The organism is Metamycoplasma sualvi (assembly GCF_045276925.1).
GTDB lineage: Bacteria > Bacillota_I > Bacilli_A > Mycoplasmatales > Metamycoplasmataceae > UBA710.
In genome coordinates this window covers 24450-43246 of sequence record NZ_CP174167.1, presented here as the reverse complement: position 1 = coordinate 43246, position 18797 = coordinate 24450, and the positions used below count along the sequence as shown (strand labels likewise).

Genomic DNA, 18797 nt, shown 5'->3' with positions numbered 1-18797 from the left:
TTATTCCTCTTTCGATGAAACTATGGCTTGAATAATGTTATCAACAAATGTATCTAATGTTTCATTAACATTAGAATCACTCATTGCTGCTGCTGCATTAAAATGTCCTCCACCTCCAACAGCTTCTGCAATTAATTGCACATTAACACCAATTGATCTAGCACTTAATTTGTAAACTGGATTATCTGAAGGCGATGCTTTAGGTAATTGACCTACAACAAATGACGCTTTTCTTCCTTCTATTTTTAAAATCTCATCTGCTGCTATTGATATAACATCAATTGGAATTATTTCATCAGTATATGACAATCAATATCCCGGTTTAATTTCTTTTGATTTAGAAACAATTTGACTAATTTTTTGGCTAATATCAAATGGAATTTTCATTAATTCTAATGTTTCATCAATATTTGCTCCTCAGTCTTCTAATAATGATACAGCAGCGAATGTTCTTGATGAAGTAGATTTTCTAAATTGGTTAGTATCTAAGAAAATACCATTTAATAACATTTGAGCTCCTAATTTAGAAATATTTTTTTGAAATTCATTGAATTGAATTAATTCTGTAATAATTTCTGAAGCACTAGATGCTGTTGATTCTATATATGTATTTAAACTATGTACTACATCATCTAATTTTGAAACTCGATGGTGATCAAAAATAAATAAATTTTCACTTTTTACATTATTGAATACATGTGGATTTTCAACTCTTGTTTCTTCAGAACAATCAACAATAATTACAATTGTTTCTTCTTTATTTAATGATTTAATTTTGGACTTAGAAACAAAAATATTCTCTTGATTCTTTAAGTATCTTTTTAAAGCTTTTTGAGCTGTACTATCAAAAGTAGCATTTTGAATTACACAATTTTTGCCAAAACTTTTTGCAATTTCATATAAAGCATATGAGGCTCCTATTGCATCTAAATCTGCAAATTTATGACCATATATAACCACATTTTTAATCTTGTTATCATTTAATTTTATTTTTAAATTATTTGCAGTATTTTTAATTCTGGTTCTTGATTTAACAACAGTAATTTCTGATTTAGAACCAAATCTCTTAGTTTTTTCAAAAGCAGAAATTATAGTTATTTGATCTCCTCCACGTGTTTGAGATTGATATAATGCTTCTTTTGCCATACTAATAAGTTGAGAAAAATTTGATGTATCAACACCAAAACCAATAGATAATGATAATCTTGCTTTTCCAATAATAATATTGTTTAATTTTTCAAATGCTTCAAAATTTGTCAAAATTATTTTATTTAAATTATCTCTATTAGTAATAATTAAAAACTTACCATCTGAATATTGTCTATAAAATAAATTATATGTTTTTGAAAGATTATCAAAAATTTGTTTAATAATTGATTGAATATGAAATATTTCATCATCTGAAAATGATGCTCTAAATAATTGATAATTATCTATTTCCACTTCTCCAATAACTGGTTTTTCAATTTCATAAAAATGAGTTGCAGAGAATTCTTGAGTAATATCTTTTACAACCAAAACCATTTCTCTAGCAACAAATGATAAACGATAAACATATTCATCTTTTTTATAAATTGAAGTAAAATCTCTGATTTTTTTAGACAAATTAATATCTTTATTAAAATAATTTAGAGTTTCATTAATAATTCTTTCTCCAAATCTTTCTTCAATAAAATCAGAAATTCATAAAATTTCACCATTTGCTTGAAAAATAATAATTCCTATTGATAATTCTGATACTAAATTCTCAACATAGTAATTAATACCTTTATTTACTATTTTATTACCCGAACCAATTTGTCTACCTATTATTATCATGAATAAAAAAATTAAAATAATTGTGATTGATAATAATACATATAAAATTATTGTTTCTTGACTAATTATTTCTGAATTATTATTTAATACCAATAAAATAACAGTTGCTAATAAACACGCAATAACTGATATTAGTATTAACATTGGTAAAATGGATCTTTTTAATATATTGTTAATTCTTTTAAGCATATAATTTAATATTTTAAATTATATTTTCATTTTTTAGCAATATAAATAAACAAAAAACAATTTATAAAAACTGTTTTTTGAATATATTTTTAAAATAATAAGCGACTATTATTTTCACACTACGATAATCAATTGGATAAAGTTTTTTTTCAAAACTTATAAAGACGCTTTTAGAAAGATATTTAATCTTTTAAAGCCCACTTGTTTTTTCAAGTTAGCTAAATATATGATAGCATATTTTTTATATTTTTAATGAATTTTTTATTTTAATAAATAATTCATTAAATTTTTTTTGAGCTAATTCTTTTGTTTTTTCAACTACATGTATATATATTTTAAATTTAGGCTCTGTTCCTGATGGTCTTAAGGAAACTCAATTTAGTGAATTGCAAAATTGATAGGATAACATATCATTAGGTTCTATATCGTTTATTCCTTGTGAATAATCAAGAAGTGTTGCATTTTCAAAGTTAATAGATTTGAATTGCGATTTTAATTGTGCTAATTGATTTTGATTTTCTAATGCAAAGGAAAAAGATTTAGCTTCCATAAAACCATATTTTTGATATATTTTTTCTAATTTTTGTCCTAAATTTAAATTTTCTTTTTTCGCTTCTGCTGCAATAGCAATTATTATTGTCATAGCTTGTAAGGCATCTTTATCTAAAGACAAATGATCATCCGATAAAGATCCATATGATTCTTCAAAAGCGAAAAATAATTTTTCATTTTGATTAAAATTGCTTATTTTTTCACCAATTCATTTAAATCCGGTTTCTGTAATTAAAGATGAAATATTGTTTTTTAAACACATTTGACTTGGTAAGGAAGTAGATACAAATGAATAAATTAAATAATATTGATATTGATTATCTAATTTTTTGTTGTTTAACAAATAATCCGTAATTAAAATTGCATTTTCATTTCCATTTATATACTGATATGCTTTTTCTTCATTTTGATAAGCAATACCTAATCGATCTGAATCAGGATCTGTAATTAAAATCAAATCAGCTTGTTCTTCTTGTGATAACTTTAAAGTATTTTTGTATGCAACTTCTAATTCAGGATTAGGGTTTTCTACAAATGAAAATTCTTCATCTTCGATAATTTCATTTTTTTCATAAACTACATTTAATTTCATTTTCTGAAAAATTTGTTTTGCAAAATAATATCCTGTTCCATGTAATGGAGAATAAGCTATTTTTAAATTATTTATCTCTTTATTATTGATTAGTTTATGTAATCCATTGATATATTTTTGATAATCTATTTCTTCAATATTTAAAATATTAGAATTAATATTTAATTTTAAATTTTGATTAATGTATTTTTCATATTTTGAATAATCATCAAAATACAATTTTAATTCTTTTATTTCTTTTGGCAGCATTTGAAAAGCATGATTATTATAAATTTTTATTCCATTATATTCTTTAGGATTATGACTTGCTGTAATATTAATCCCACCTAATGCTTGCTTTTCTTTAATTAAAAAACTTATAAAAGGAGTTGGGAGCATATTTTGGCTATAAAAAATTTTAATGCCATAAGAAGATAAAATGTTTGCTGCTAGAATACAAAATTGTTTTCCTTTTTTTCGATTATCACGACCTACAACAACACATTTATTTTGTACATTTTTAAATTTATCATTTAAATATTTTGCATATGCTTCAAAAATTTGAGCAGCATGTGCTTCATTCAAAAATTCTCTTGTATCTCCTACAATTCCTCTTATCCCAGCAGTACCAAATTCTAAGGGCATTTTTTCTCCAATTAAATATTTTTTAAAACAATTTTTGCTATATCTTTTGAATTATTACTTCCAATAACATGTTTAGCAGCTTGTTTTGCTTGGGGTAAAGCATTTTCCATAGCATAAGTATTATTAAAGTATTCTAAACCTTTAATATCATTTTCACTATCTCCAAAGACAAATACATCATCATAAAGAATATTTTCTATTTTTACTATTTCTTTCATGGCTGATAATTTAGAAATATCTTTTAAATTAATATCAATATTATGTTTAGATGTAATTGTTAATTCATATACATCTCCAAATTCTTTGTTTCATTTTTCTCAATATTTTTTTACATTGTGTTCTTTGAGATGAACTGAAATTTGAATAATAGATGCTTTATCTTCTTCTTTCATATCAAAAACAGATTGGAAAGGGTCAAAAAATCTTTCTTTATTAGCAGTTGGAATAACTGTATCTATATCAGTGAAATAGTAACCAACAAACACATTTCATTCAGTTGATACTTGTACAGTCCCACTAATTTTTCTTACTTCATGAATAATATCCATAACAAAATCAAAAGGAATTTTATTATCTTTATAAGTAATTACATCACGTTCATGGATTGAATGAATGATAGCACCATTACAACCAATATAATAATCAAATAATCCTCAATGCTCTTTCATTGGCATTTGTGAATAAATATAATTTCTTCCTGTTGCCATTACTAAAACATGTCCTTTTTTTCTAGCTTCTTTTAAAGCTTCTATATTTTCTTTTGATAATTCCATTTCAGAATTTAATAAAGTTCCATCTAAATCAAAAGCAAACATTTTCTTTCTGTTCATACTCATAAACACCTCGCACTATTTTTCTGTCTTCAAATGAGGAAACAATAAAATTTCTCTAATAGAAGTATTGCCTGTTAAAAGCATTATTAAACGATCAATACCAATTCCACAACCACCTGCTGGAGGCATTCCATATTCTAATGCTTCAACAAAATCTCAATCTATTTCATTTGCTTCATCATTTCCTGCTTCTCTTTCTTTTAATTGAGATTCAAATCTTTCTAATTGATCAATAGGATCTGAAAGTTCTGTAAACATATTAGCAAATTCTTTTTTATTAATAAATAATTCTGCTCTATCTGTATATCTTGGGTCTTGATCATTTTTAGCAGCTAGAGGTGAAATTGATAACGGATGACCATAAACAAATGTTGGCTGAATTAGAGTTTCTTCAACATAATGCTCAAATAAAATATTAATTAAATGACCTTCATCATAATATTTTTCTATTTTTTTATGAATTTTTTCTACTTCTTTTTTTAAATCATCAAATGATGCTTTAGTTACATCAAAACCAACATGTTTTGACACTTCTTCACACATATTAATTCTTTTAAATTTATTTTTTAAATTTATTTTTGCACCATTTCATTCTAATTCTTCTTTATTTAATTGAGATGCTATATATCTAATAACTTCTTCAGTAATATTCATCATATCTTCTAAATCTGCATTAGCTTCATAGAATTCAATTGAAGTAAATTCAGGATTATGAGTTGTATCAATTCCTTCATTTCTAAATATTCTTCCTATTTCATAAACTTTTTCAAAACCACCTACTATTAATTTTTTCAAAGGCAATTCAGTTGCTATTCTTAAATAAAATTCACTATTTAAAGCATTGTGGTGTGTTTTAAAAGGACGCGCTGCTGCTCCACCTAAAATTGGTTGTAAAATTGGAGTATCTACTTCTAGATATCCTTTTTCATCCATAAATTTTCTTAATTCTGTAATAATCTTGGTTCTTGCTCTAAAAGTTTCTCTTACATTTTTATTACATATTAAATCAACATAACGATGTCTATATCTTTCTTCCACGTCGGCAAGACCATGAAATTTTTCAGGCAATACTTTTAATGATTTAGACATTAAAAGAACTTGTTTTGCTTTTATTGCTATTTCATTGGTCATAGTTTTCATAACAATACCTTGAACTCAAACAATGTCTCCAATATCTAATTTAGAAACAAAATCAAATAGTTTTTGGTCCATTTTATTATTAATATAAATTTGGATATTGCTTTCAGATAATCTAATTTGAGTAAAAGGACCTCTTTTGCTTAAAATTCTTCCATAAGTAGAAACTTCAACATTTTTATTTTCTAAATCCTCTTTTGAAAAATTTGAATATAACTCATTAATTTGTTCAATAGTATGTGATATTTTTTGTTTTTTCAAATATGATTTAATTCCTAACTTATTATTTTCTTCTACTTTTTTTCTTCTAATAAGTTCTTGTTCTGTAAATGTTCTACTCATTATTAAAATTCCTTCCCTAAAATGTTTATTAATCTCTTAAACTCAAAATTAATGAATATTATTGTCTGAAATTTATTTACTTTATTTATATTTTAATATATATTACTATTAAAAAAATATTAATTATTTATATAATTATTCAGAATACAAATATTAATTTATGAAAAAAGATCAAAAAAAACAAGATATAAATAACAAAAGAAATATTAATTTTTTCTCAGCAATTTTAGTTGTGATGGGTTCATCAATTGGTGCTGGTATATTTTTTAAATCAAAAAGTGTACTAGATAATTCTCAAAATTCATTAATATTAGCAATCTTTTGTTGAATCATAGCAGCTTTTTCGGTTATTGCTATGGCTTTAGCATTGATTGAAATTTCATCTGCCCGTAATGATAACTTATCATTACTCGGATGAACAAAAGTATTTAATGGTAGAACAACTTTTAAAGCTTCTAAAAACTTTATGTTTTATATTTATTTACCATTAACTTTTTTTTATATGCCATTATATTTTATTAATAGTTTGCAAGATGGTATCGGTGCTTTAATACATAACAATGAAAGTATTATCGAAAATAAAAGTGTTATTCCATTTACTTTTAACACTAATTGTGATTGATTTATTTGATCTATTATTGGTTTTTTAATTTTTACTTATTTTTTCTTTTTTGCAGAAATTAGTTCTAAAGTAGGAAATATTCAAAACAAAATAGTTACTTATATTAAATTCTTGCCTTTAGCATTTGTTGCTATTATGGGATTTGTATTAGTAGGTATGAATGCTGGTGGATGAAATAATGTTTCTATTGGTGTACAAAAACCAACAGCTGATCTAGCAGCTGGAGGAAGCTTAAGTTCATTTTTTCCAGGTTTAGGAATGTTTTTAGCAATTAGTGCTATCTTCTTTGCTTATGATGGTTTCTATGTAGCTGCAGGAATTCAATCAGAAATGCAAGAACCTAAAAAAACACCTATGGCTATTTTATTAGGATTGGTAGTTACAACAATTATTTATTTAATCATTGCAATATCAATGTCAATTAATGGTGGTTCATTTTCAAACATGTTAATTTATATGATCGATGTTATGCAAGATACTGGAAGAATATTATTTGGAATTATAAACATTATGATAGCAATTGGTGTGTTAGGAATCATTAATGGTTATGCAATGTGAACTTCAAGATTTACAGAAGATTTAATTAAAGAAGGTGAATTACCTTTTTCAATTAAATATAAAGATAAATTAAATGAACACAAACCAAAAATTGGTACTTTTTATTTTTATGTTATTGGAACATTTTTTTATTTTATTTTTGTATTAATTGGAGCATTAGGTTATATTGACAATTATGGAGCATCATATGGGGTAGGAATGGGTAGATTATTTACATTTGCTGATTTAATGAGTACATGAACTGCTTTATTTGCTTTTGGTTTTATTACAGCAGCAATCTGTGGTGGAATTAAAAATAGAAAAACTAAAAAAGTAAAAACTGATCAAAAATCATATTTTATTCCAATGGCAATTTGTGCTGTAATTATTGTTAGTATAGCTTTAATAGTGACAATCATAATTCCAATTCTTGATTTATTATTAATTGCCCAAGTAGATCAAAGTGCAGTGAAAGCTAATGGTGGCAACTATAGTGAAATCATTATAAGTAGAATTAGTGTTTTTGTTTGCTTATTGTTATATATTTTCTTTTCATATGGATTGATATTTTTTGAAAACAAATATCACATAAAAAAATTTGGTTCAATTGAAAAATACGAAGAATGACAAAAACAAAATTTTAATCTATTTTAATTTTTGAGGTTGATATAGTTTTACAACTTCTTCTAAATATTCATGTTTAGATGGATCATTAGGATGTAAATAAATATTAGGTTCAAAATGTACTCCTCAACCTGTTTGAAATCTTGCTTCAACAAATGTTAAAATTGCTTTTTGATATTGTCTTGGATGGATCATAATTACTCTTTTTGGTTCAAATGAATATTTTTTTAACAAAACAAAACAATCTACCAATCTTTCAGGAGGAATAATTAAAGCTAAAAATCCTTTTTGTTCAATAATTTTAGAACTACCTTTAATAATATCTTCTAAATTTAAAGTGATTTCATGAGTTGCTTTTAACATAGCATCAGAAATATTTTTTTTAATTTTGGTTTCTTTGCGATAAAAAGGCGGATTGCATACTATTAGGTCATATTTTTTTCCTACATTTTTTGTATGTTTTTTTCATCATTCATTAAAATCATCATTAATAACATTAATTCTTTTTTCTAAATGATTCATATTGATATTAAAATTAGCTAAATCACATGCCTCTTTTTGGATCTCAATTGCATCTATGTGAAGAAGGTCTGATCTTTGAGATAAAAAAATGGATAATGCTGCATTATTTACACCAATTTCTAAAACATCTTTTGTTTTTTTACTTAATGTTGCTAAATTAGCTAACAAAATAGTATCTACAGAATAGTTAAACATATTTTTGTCTTGATAAATAAATAAATCATTATCATAACCCAATGAATTTTTAACTCATGATTTTTTAATTTTCATACTTTCATTATATTCAAAAAGACATTAAATGAATATGCTTTTATATTAAAATATAAGCTATGGCTCAAAAGAAATCAAAATCAATTAATATTTCTCAATTTATTAATGTCCATAAATTATGCTTAGATAATGAATTAGACGTTTTCAATAAAGAACAAATTCAAAAATGAAGAGAAATTAAAAGACCTTCTATTAATCGTGTTGGATTAGAAATTATAGGTCATTTTGAACATGATGATATTGATAAAAATATTATTGGTTTTGGTACAAAAGAATCAACATTAATGAATACTATACCTAGAGAAGAATTGGAAAATAATTTAAAAAAAATTTTTGAATACCTACCACCTTTAATAATTTGTTCTAGTGGTGTAAGTGAAAATAATAAAAAATTAATTTTAAAACATGCAAACAACACAGAAACTCCTGTGGTTTTTGTAGATACTAAATTATCATTTATTACTACAACTGTTGGAATTTATATTGCAGAAAATTTTGCTCCTGAAGATTTTGTTCACGGATCATTAGTTATTATTAATGGAGTAGGTGTTTTAATAATTGGAGATAGTGGTGTTGGTAAATCAGAAGCTGTTTTAGAACTAATTCAAAGAGGTCATATGTTTGTTTCTGATGATTCTGTAATTATTAAAAGAATAGGAAATAGTTTCATAGGTGTATCGCCTGAAATTACTAAAAATATACTAGAAGCTCGAGGTTTAGGTTTAATTAACATTAAATCAATTTATGGTGAAAAATCAGTTAAAGATAAAACAAATATTGATTTAGTCATTGAATTGAAAAAAGATGAAAATACTAATTTTGATCGTTTAGGTAATGAAAATTACTTTTATAATGTATTAAATGGTAAAATTAAAAAGATTTTAATTCCAATTAAATTGGGAAGAAACACTGCATCTTTAATAGAAGTTGCAACATCTTTATATATATCTAAAAAAGATGGTGTAGATGCATTCCAGCAAATACAAGAAAGGATTAAAAATGAACAATAGTGCTCCTAATTTGCCTTTGATAACTCCTGGTGGAAGTCCATTAACATTATTTGGTGATTTTAGAGTTTATACATTTACTATGTTATTAGGAATAATAGCATCTATTTTTTCAATTTTATACTTTTGAAAAAAAAATAGGTTTTCAGTAGATATTTTATTAATTCTAATCATTATTACTATCCCTTCTGCTTTGATAGGGGCCAGATTATTCTGAATTATAGAAGTTGCTATTAGCAATAAAAACAATGGATCTTTAGATAGGTGATGAGCAATATGAGAAGGTGGACTATCAATCCAAGGAGGAGTGCTATTACCAACAATTTGTGATCTGATTTATCTAAGAAAAAAAAGAACAGTAATAGATATTAGAAAAGCTTTTGGAATCATTTTACCTAATGTTTTATTAGGTCAAGCTATTGGTAGATGAGGAAATTTTGCAAACCATGAATTGTATGGTGGAATATGCAGTTTTGATTCTATTAAATGATTAGGAGAAGGAATAGCATTCAATATGTATATTGATGGAAGCTTTAGAATTCCTCTTTTCTTAATTGAATCATGTACTTCAATAATTGGTTATTTAATACTTGTATGAGGAATTCTACAATTCAATCTTTTAAGACCAGGATCAACAGGAGCATTATATTTAATTTGATATGGATTAATTAGAACAATTTTAGAACCATTTAGAGATCCAGCAGATTTTGAAATGTGATATTTAATGTTGGCTATAGCTTCATTTGTAATTGGTTCTTTATTATTGTTATATTTTGAAATAACTGGAAAAAAAATATATCAAAAAATACGTTACAAAAAACATTCATACTATTACTTCAATACAAAAGTGCAAATTGTTAGTGCTAATACAAGTTTAAAATGAATTAATGGATAATATTTAACTTAAAAAGTTATAATTATTTATAAATATAGGTGGTTTAATTAAATGGAATATAAAAGAATATTATTAAAACTTTCAGGAGAATGATTAGCAAATAGAGAAAAAAAACTATCTATTGATTATGACCTTGTTGTTAAACTTGCAGAGCAATTAAAAGAAATTGTTAAGCAAAAAATTCAAATAGCAATTGTTGTTGGTGGGGGTAATTTATGAAGAGGTGCTTCTGCTGAAAAAAACGGGATTCCTAGATCTAAAGCTGATTACATAGGAATGATTGCAACAATTATGAATGCTTTAGCTTTAGAATCAATATTTGAAAATTCATGTGGCCTAAAAGCTAAAGTGATGTGTTCTGTAAATATTGATCAAAAAATTGCAGAACCATTTAATTTAGAAAATGCTAATAAATACTTGGAAAATGGTGAAATAGTAATTATGGCTGGTGGAATTGGAAGACCTTATTTCACAACAGATACAGCAGCTACTTTATTGGCATCAGAAATTAAAGCTGAAGTGTTATTATTAGGTAAAAATGGAGTTGATGGTATCTATGATTCAGACCCAAAAATCAATCCAAATGCTGTCCATTTTGGAGAAATCGGTTATGATGAAATTCTAAAAAGAAAATTACAAGTTATGGATTCTACCGCTGTTGCAATGGCAAAAGATAATAATATTAAATTATTAGTATTTAATGTAGGAGGAGAAAATTCTATTGTAAATGCAATTAAGAAAAATGGTAAATTTACAATAGTTAAAAGCTAAATATATGGAATTTAATGTTTATAAAGAAGAATTTGTGTTAAGTTGTGAAGAAGCTATAGAACAATTAGAAAAATCTTTATCTAGAATAAATTTAGGTACAGCTAACCCTCAATTATTTTCAGTTTTAAAAGTAATGTATTATGATACACCAACACCAATTGGTGACATTTCTTCTATAACTCACCCTGAAGCTCAACAATTAATTATCAAACCTTTTGATAAATCACTTAATAAGGATATTTATAATGTTATTTTAAAACAGAATTATTCGATTACAGTTCAGGATGAAGGAGATAAATTAAGAATTATTTTCCCACAATTAACAACTGACAAAAGAAAAGAAGCCATTAAAAATTTATCTTCTTATAAAGAACAAGGAAAAATAAAAATTAGAAATAATCGTCAAAATATTTTAAAGAAAATAAAAAATGATAAAGAACTTACTGAAGATATGGAAAAGCAATATCAAAATGAAATTCAAAAAATTGTAGATCAATATAATAATAAAATTGATTTATCAATAAAAAACAAAGAAGATCAATTAATGAAAATGTAAATAACTATGAACAATATTAAGAAAAATCCAATATTAATAAAAATTTTATATGCTCTTATTATTGCATTAATTGCAATAACTTGTTGATCTCTAATTGGTTGATTAGATGATAAACTTTCAGCAAAAATTATTGGATTTATTCTTTATTTATCATTAATTTCATATGCTTTATATGAATATGCCAAAATTCTTCCCTTGCCTAAATGAACTCGTTATTATTTTGCTCTCTTATCTCTAATTTCTTTTTTTAGCCCTTGAGATGATACCCATGGATGATTTTTAAATTCGAATTCTGCTATAAACATCATAAGAAAGCAATATGAATACCAATTGTTTGGTATTCCAGGTTTAGGATTTTTAGCACAAGCTATTCTTGTTCTTATTCCTTTTTTATTTAACAAAAATAATTTAGGCATCAAAAATGTTTGATATTACTTTATTTCTTATATTGTTGTTATTGTTTTCACAATTACAGGAAAATCAATTTTAATTGTTAATGGTGACTCACCAATTTTTATTTTAATCTTATTTATAGGTCCAATTATTTGTGATACTTTTGCATATTTTGGTGGTTTATTATTTGGTAATAAAATATTTTCTAGAAAACTAGCACCAAGAATTTCTCCTAACAAAACAATTGAAGGAGCAATTTCGGGATATATAATGACATGATTAATTTTGTTTTTAATTTTTTATTTTGCAGATTTTAGAGGATTAGAACATGTGGATAGAAATATTTTATTAATTGTAGTCCCTCTTACACTTCCTATTGTTGCTATTATTGGAGATTTATCATTTTCTTGAATTAAAAGATTTGTTAAAATTAAAGACTTTTCAAATATAATTCCAGGTCATGGAGGAATTTTAGATCGTATAGATTCTGTTTCATTAGTTTGTTTTGTTTATTTAACAATATTTATTTTTGTGTAAATGGAATCTTTTACAAGATATATGGTGCCGTTTACAAGAATTGAACTTGCGACCCCTTCCTTACCATGGAAGTGCTCTGCCACTGAGCTAAAACGGCATTGAATTATGTTTATAATTATAAATATTTTGCAAAAAATAAAGTTAAATTATTAAAATATATTGTATTATGGAACAAAAAAAGGCAAAAAAGACAATAACTCTTTCAATTAAAATTGTAGATAATAAAACTAAAAATGTAGAAAATATTAAAAATATAGAAATAACTACTAAAACTTTTGAATATATGAAAAGACATCCTAATCCTTTCTATCAACCCGAAATGAATACTAAGGAATTTCAAGATAATGATCAAAATACAAATATTATTGTTACAGCGGATGCAAAAGATGAAGAATCAATCACTAAAAAAGATTGATTATGTATTTTTAAAAAGTTATGAAAAAATAAAATAATTTCTTTTAAACAATTTTAAAAAAAAAGAAAAGAAATCAAAAAATCTAATAAAAATTAATGTGCTAAAAAGCACATTTTATTTTCTAAAACTAATTTTTTATTAATTATTTTTTAAATATAGTTTGAGCTAATATAGCATCTCCAAGAGATGTTGAATATTTTCTTTTTAACACAAAATTATAGAATAGGATCAAATATGCTATCTATTAAACTTGCTCTTAATGAATTATCCTTAACTGAAAAAATAATATCTTTGTTTTCTGTTATTTTATTTTTGATTCATTATTCATTAATGCTTTCATGATTTACATTTAACGAAGAATCACGAAGAGCAAAAGAATTCATAGTTAATTCTAAAATTGCATTTGATGTTGTATCTTCAATTTGATTATTACTTCTAAAACTATTAAATACTAATGGAGTTAATAGTAATGTTGATGTTGATAATATTAAAATTAGATAAGTTTTTCTTTTCATATAGACCTTCTATATTAGAAGCTTTCCATATATTTATAATTACATAATTATTTCACTTAAATAAAAAAACTCTAAATCGTAATGATCTAGAGTTTTGTATTTTTAATGTAATTTACAAATTAACTAACAATAAAGTTTTGTTTTTGTCATGCTTCATATTTTTCAATTGAACCAAATTTTTTAATATTAATTCGATCTTCAATTAATGTTGTTCCATATGATAAAGCAATAAAGATAATTAATGTTATAACTAACATGACTCTACTTACAATAATATCCACAAATACACCTTCAACTTCAGGAGCTTCTACTGCAGCTTGATCTAATTGAGCAATTAATAATAAATCAAGAATTGGAATTAATATTGTAACTGTTAAAGCTAATCCAACAATAATTACAGCAACGATTGCCATTGGAACAAAATAAGATTTTTGATCTGTTTGAACTTTTTTAGTTTTTCTATTTTTAATTCCTCCATAGATTGCTGCTGTAATAAATCCAAATGTAAATAAAGCAGTTCATGTTCCCATTAAATCAGCAAATGTATATAATTTTCCCATTCCTGATCCGTATGATGTACCATAGTTATCAATATAAGCTAAAGCACCAATTAATGTAAAGACAATAACTATTGGTATTGTAATAACAAATGAATACATGATACCTATTTTAGGTTTATTTTCATTTAATTTATCTTTATATTTAATTGAAAAAGGTAATTCTCCTTCTTTAATTAAATCTTCTGTAAATCTTGGTGCTCACATTGCGAAACCATTAATAATTCCTAACACACCAATTGCTATCATAATGTTTATAATTCCAAATAATATTCTTCCAGTATCTTGCATAACATCGATCATATAAATTAACATGTTTGAAAATGAACCACCATTAATTGACATTGATATTGCAATGATTAAGTAGATAACTGTTGTAAATACTAATCCTAATAAAATAGCCATCGGTGTTTTTTTAGGTTCTTCCATTTCTGATTGAATTCCTGCAGCTACATAGAAACCATCATAAGCAAAGAAGATTGCACTAATTGCTAAAAACATTCCTAAACCTGGAGCAAATGAACTTAAGCTTCCTCCAGCTGCTAGATCAGCTGTTGGTTTTTGCACACCAATAGAAACTTCATTTCATCCACCAGCTTTCATACCTACTAATACAAATCCCATAATAGCAACAAATGCTAAAGGTAAGAATTTAATATAAGTAACTATTTTGTTTTGAATATTTCCTACTTTAGAACTAATTCCTGAAACATAAATAAAATAAACAGATATTGCAATTGAAATAATTGTTCAAATTAATCAATCAACAGGAGTTCCAAAATTATATGCAGACATATCTGCATTAACTAAAGCTCCAATACCATCCTGTAACGACATAATTACATACAATGGCATGAAAAAGTAAGTTAATGGTAAATAAATATAAAACATAAAGTTTTTAGAAGCTTTAAAAGTTGTTCGACTATTAAATACTTTTGTTCATCCAAGTACTGATAAGTTATCATTACGTGCAGATGAAATTTCAATCAATGCTAAAGCCATAGCAATAACTGAAAAAGCTGCTATGATTCAACAAAAGATTGCTAATATTAATGAATTTTGAGAATTATCTAGTACACTTTTTGATTTAAAAAATATACCAGCACCAATTGATGATCCCATCACAACTAAAATAGCTGAGAAAAAAGAGATCTTTTTACTTTTTGATGCTTGAGATATTCCCTCTTTTTTTTCTTTTTTTGCCATAATTTTTTCCTTAAATAATATAACAATATAATTTTATAATATATTTTTATAACGTTAAGCTACAATTTTTGTACCACTTTTACCTTCAAGTGCATCTTCAACTTTTGTTAAATCAGCAATAATTGCAGATTTATTTTTTCCTGAAGAAACAAAGTTAATTGCAGCTTGAATTTTTGGTAACATTGATCCTGGTGCAAATTGATTTTCTTTAATATATTGTTCTAATTCTTTTAAATTTGTAGTTACTAATGCCTTTTGATCTGGTTTACCATAGTTTACATACACATGATCAACAGCTGTTAAAATGATTAAAGTATCAGCATTTACTAAAGAAGCAATTTTAGCTAATGCAAAATCTTTATCGATAACACCATCTACACCTTCATATGCATTATTTTTTTCTATAATAGGTATTCCACCACCCCCGCCAGTAATTACAATAGTACCTCTATCTACATTTTCTTTAATGGCGTTAATTCCAATAAAGTCAATAGGTTTTGGTGAAGGAACAACTTTTCTATATCCTCTACCTGAATCTTCAACTATTGTTGAATTAGGATTATTTTTTATTGCTTCTTCTTTTGAAGCATAAAATGGTCCTACAGGTTTTGTTGGATTTTTAAATGCTTTATCATTAGGATCTACAATAGTATCTGTTAATAAATAAACAACATCTTTATGAATTTTTTCTTTTTTCAATTCATTTGCTATTGCAGTTAACATGTGGTATCCAATGTATCCTTGACTCATACCACCAGCTTCTGCAAAAGGAATTAAAGGTGTTTTATCATTAGATTTTTTAGCATCTGCAAAAGCATTAAAAATCATTCCTACTTGTGGTCCATTACCATGACCAATGATAACATCATGACCTAATTTTAATAATGAAACAATTTTTTTAGCTGGAATTTTTACTAATTCTTTTTGTTCTTCAGGATTATTTCCTAAAGCATTTCCACCTAAAGCAATAACAATTCTTGACATAAATTAGTATCCTATTGTTGCTAAAATAATTGCTTTAATAGAATGCATTCTATTTTCAGCTTGATCAAATGCTTTATTATATAATGATTGGAACACTTCATCTGTTACTTCAATTTCACCATTTTTAACAATTGGATATTTTTTACCTAATGTTTGAGCAACTTCTTTCGAGAAAGAAGTGTGGTCATCATGAAAAGCTGGTAAACAGTGCATAAATATTACTGATTCTTTAGCAGCTTTCATCATTTTCATATCAACTTGGAAATCTTTTAATTCTCCAATTCTTTGGTCAAATAATTCAAATGGTTCTCCCAATGACACTCAAACATCTGTATAAATAACATCAGCGTTTTTGGCAGCTTTAATTTTGTCATCACTAAATTCCAATGATCCACCATTTTCTTTAAATAATTTTTGACATTTGTCAATAACTTTTTTATCCATTTGATCTTTATATTTTTTAGGACCACATAGAACAACATTCATTCCTGTAAATGCTGCTCCAATCATTACTGAATATCCCATGTTGTTTTTGTAATCACCAACAAACACAACTTTTTTACCTTTTAAATCACCTAATTTTTCTTTCATTGTCATGTAATCGGCAATTATTTGTGTTGGATGTTCTGCATCAGTTAAACCATTTCATACTGGTACACCTGAATATTTTACTAATGCATCAACATCTGATTGAGCAAATCCTCTAAATTCAATTCCATCATAGAATCTTCCTAAAACTTTGGCTGTATCTTCGATAGATTCTTTTTTACCAAAGTTTGATCCTGAAGGTCCTAAATATGTAACTCCAGCACCTAAATCTGATGCTGCAACTTCAAATGAACATCTAGTTCTTGTAGAATCTTTTTGGAATAAAATAGCAATATTTTTTCCTACTAAAGGTCTAAATGCTGGTTGCAAACCTTGATATTTTGATTTTTTTAAATCTAAAGATAAATTAATTAAATAATTTACTTCATCTGTTGTGAAATTTAATAATGAATCTAAACTTCTTCCTCTTAAATTAACTGGCATAATACACTTCCTTTTACTTTTATTTATTTTTTATTTTTTTAAATTTTCTCTATATAAAGGCATAGACATACATCTTGCAGATCCCATACCTAATGATAATTGGTTACCTTCAAAAGTTAAAACTTTAATTCCTGCTTCTGTTAAAGCTTTGGCAGTTTTGACATTTCTGTCATAACCAACAACAACTCCTGGTGTAATAACTAAATAGTTTGTTCCATCAAAATGAGTTTCAATATTAATGTCAATTTCATTTGCATTTTTTCCTGCAATAGGTATTAATATTGGTTCTTCGCCTATTATTGATTTCAACATATCTTTTAATGATGAATTTTTTTCAACCATTTTTAAATCATTTTTAGTTAAATCTAATTCTCAGAATTTTAATACTGATAACATATTAGGTGAATATAAAAATTTATTATGATCTAACATTGTTAATCATGTATCTAAATGCATTAAATTTGGCATTGGTGGCACATTAATTGCAATAATTTTTTCAAATTTACATTCCGGATCATTTTTAATGTTTTTTGCAATTGATAATATAGCTTCATGATTTGTTCTTTCGCTATTACCAATTACTAAAGTTTTTTCATTATAAATAAAAATATCACCACCTTCTATTGTTCCTTGCGATTTGTTTGAATCGCTGGAATCAAAGAAGCGTGGTGTATTTTTATATTTAGGATGATGAGAAAAAATTAATTTAGAAAAAATTACTTCTCTTCTTCTTGTAGCATATTTCATTGAATTTAATGAAATACCGTTACCTATTGAAGCAAATGGATCCCTTGTGAAATATAAATTAGGCATAGGGTCTACAACTAATGCTTTTTCTTGTTTTATCCCTATTTCTTCAGCAAGAACTCCTGACATCATTCTTCTAATCATTTCTTTAGAATTTTTAGAAGAAACAATAAATTTTTTCACTTTTTCTCTTAGTTCTTTATTTAATTTTGGTTCAGATTGGTCTAACCATTCCTCAATAAATTGATCTTTGGTTTTATCATCTAATTGATCATAAGTTTCAGCAGCTAAGTCTGATAATTGAATGACTTTAACCCCTGAATCTTCAAGTATTTTACAAAAAGCTTTATGTTCTTTTATTGCTTCATCAGGTTCTAAAACAGCTGAAAAAAGCAACTCATCCAATCTTTCCGGAGATATTCTCCGGATTTCATCTCCTGGTGTATGGACTAGAACTTCTTTTAAAGCTCCAATTTCACTATAATTATTAATATTATTTCTCATAAGAAAAATACCTCTT

At 25.5% G+C, this 18797-nt stretch carries 17 protein-coding genes and 1 tRNA gene; 7 read left to right on the top strand and 11 right to left on the bottom strand.

The annotated features are described in order from the left end of the window. From ACJA29_RS00195 to lysS, 4 genes are all read right to left on the bottom strand, one after another. Positions 1 to 2007, bottom strand: a complete 2007-nt coding sequence (locus ACJA29_RS00195; RefSeq protein ID WP_406602622.1) for a DHH family phosphoesterase — start codon at positions 2005 to 2007, stop codon at positions 1 to 3. A gap of 241 nt (positions 2008 to 2248) precedes the next feature. Beyond that, entirely contained in the window at positions 2249 to 3775 is a 1527-nt protein-coding gene (locus ACJA29_RS00190; protein ID WP_406602621.1) for a phospho-sugar mutase, read from the bottom strand. 11 nt (positions 3776 to 3786) lie between these two features. Beyond that, on the bottom strand, positions 3787 to 4605 hold the full coding sequence (locus ACJA29_RS00185; RefSeq protein WP_406602620.1) for a Cof-type HAD-IIB family hydrolase: 819 nt from the start codon (positions 4603 to 4605) through the stop codon (positions 3787 to 3789). An 18-nt stretch (positions 4606 to 4623) separates the two neighbouring features. Then, the gene (lysS, locus tag ACJA29_RS00180; protein WP_406602619.1) at positions 4624 to 6087 is read right to left on the bottom strand and encodes a lysine--tRNA ligase; all 1464 of its coding nucleotides are present in this window, start codon (positions 6085 to 6087) and stop codon (positions 4624 to 4626) included. A 160-nt stretch (positions 6088 to 6247) separates the two neighbouring features. Here lysS and ACJA29_RS00175 point away from each other — a divergent pair, with 160 nt between their 5' ends. Then, positions 6248 to 7900: an APC family permease gene (locus ACJA29_RS00175; protein ID WP_406602618.1), complete on the top strand. Its 1653-nt coding sequence runs from the start codon at positions 6248 to 6250 to the stop codon at positions 7898 to 7900. Here the strand turns inward: ACJA29_RS00175 and ACJA29_RS00170 are convergent. Beyond that, complete coding sequence (locus ACJA29_RS00170; RefSeq protein WP_406602617.1) at positions 7892 to 8662, bottom strand: tRNA1(Val) (adenine(37)-N6)-methyltransferase; 771 nt, start codon at positions 8660 to 8662, stop codon at positions 7892 to 7894. The genes ACJA29_RS00175 and ACJA29_RS00170 overlap by 9 nt on opposite strands. A gap of 59 nt (positions 8663 to 8721) precedes the next feature. Here ACJA29_RS00170 and hprK point away from each other — a divergent pair, with 59 nt between their 5' ends. From hprK to ACJA29_RS00145, 5 genes are read left to right on the top strand one after another with little or no spacing between them, the layout of a single operon-like run. Continuing rightward, on the top strand, positions 8722 to 9672 hold the full coding sequence (gene hprK, locus ACJA29_RS00165; RefSeq protein ID WP_406602616.1) for an HPr(Ser) kinase/phosphatase: 951 nt from the start codon (positions 8722 to 8724) through the stop codon (positions 9670 to 9672). Further along, on the top strand, positions 9662 to 10564 hold the full coding sequence (lgt, locus tag ACJA29_RS00160; RefSeq protein WP_406602615.1) for a prolipoprotein diacylglyceryl transferase: 903 nt from the start codon (positions 9662 to 9664) through the stop codon (positions 10562 to 10564). The genes hprK and lgt overlap by 11 nt, the downstream gene beginning before the upstream one ends. Positions 10565 to 10615: 51 nt before the next feature. After that, complete coding sequence (gene pyrH / locus ACJA29_RS00155; protein ID WP_406602614.1) at positions 10616 to 11335, top strand: UMP kinase; 720 nt, start codon at positions 10616 to 10618, stop codon at positions 11333 to 11335. Between the two features lie 4 nt (positions 11336 to 11339). Then, positions 11340 to 11891 (top strand): ribosome recycling factor, encoded by a 552-nt coding sequence (gene frr, locus ACJA29_RS00150; protein WP_406602613.1) that lies wholly within the window; start codon positions 11340 to 11342, stop codon positions 11889 to 11891. A gap of 6 nt (positions 11892 to 11897) precedes the next feature. Beyond that, on the top strand, positions 11898 to 12821 hold the full coding sequence (locus tag ACJA29_RS00145; protein WP_406602612.1) for a phosphatidate cytidylyltransferase: 924 nt from the start codon (positions 11898 to 11900) through the stop codon (positions 12819 to 12821). Positions 12822 to 12843: 22 nt separating this feature from the next. Here the strand turns inward: ACJA29_RS00145 and ACJA29_RS00140 are convergent. Further along, positions 12844 to 12918, bottom strand: a tRNA-Thr gene (locus tag ACJA29_RS00140). Positions 12919 to 12987: 69 nt separating this feature from the next. Here ACJA29_RS00140 and ACJA29_RS00135 point away from each other — a divergent pair. Next, on the top strand, positions 12988 to 13293 hold the full coding sequence (locus ACJA29_RS00135; RefSeq protein ID WP_406602611.1) for a hypothetical protein: 306 nt from the start codon (positions 12988 to 12990) through the stop codon (positions 13291 to 13293). 263 nt (positions 13294 to 13556) lie between these two features. Here the strand turns inward: ACJA29_RS00135 and ACJA29_RS00130 are convergent, their stop codons facing one another. From ACJA29_RS00130 to ACJA29_RS00110, 5 genes are all read right to left on the bottom strand, one after another. Next, positions 13557 to 13751, bottom strand: coding sequence for a hypothetical protein (locus ACJA29_RS00130; protein WP_406602610.1), 195 nt, complete (start codon positions 13749 to 13751; stop codon positions 13557 to 13559). Between the two features lie 119 nt (positions 13752 to 13870). Beyond that, positions 13871 to 15514: an APC family permease gene (locus ACJA29_RS00125; RefSeq protein ID WP_406602609.1), complete on the bottom strand. Its 1644-nt coding sequence runs from the start codon at positions 15512 to 15514 to the stop codon at positions 13871 to 13873. A 54-nt stretch (positions 15515 to 15568) separates the two neighbouring features. Beyond that, a complete protein-coding gene (arcC, locus tag ACJA29_RS00120; protein WP_406602608.1) occupies positions 15569 to 16498 on the bottom strand; it encodes a carbamate kinase in 930 nt (309 codons plus the stop codon). Positions 16499 to 16501: 3 nt separating this feature from the next. Then, positions 16502 to 17530: an ornithine carbamoyltransferase gene (gene argF, locus ACJA29_RS00115; RefSeq protein ID WP_406602607.1), complete on the bottom strand. Its 1029-nt coding sequence runs from the start codon at positions 17528 to 17530 to the stop codon at positions 16502 to 16504. Positions 17531 to 17560: 30 nt separating this feature from the next. Beyond that, entirely contained in the window at positions 17561 to 18781 is a 1221-nt protein-coding gene (locus ACJA29_RS00110; protein WP_406602606.1) for an arginine deiminase family protein, read from the bottom strand. Positions 18782 to 18797: the final 16 nt, after the last annotated feature.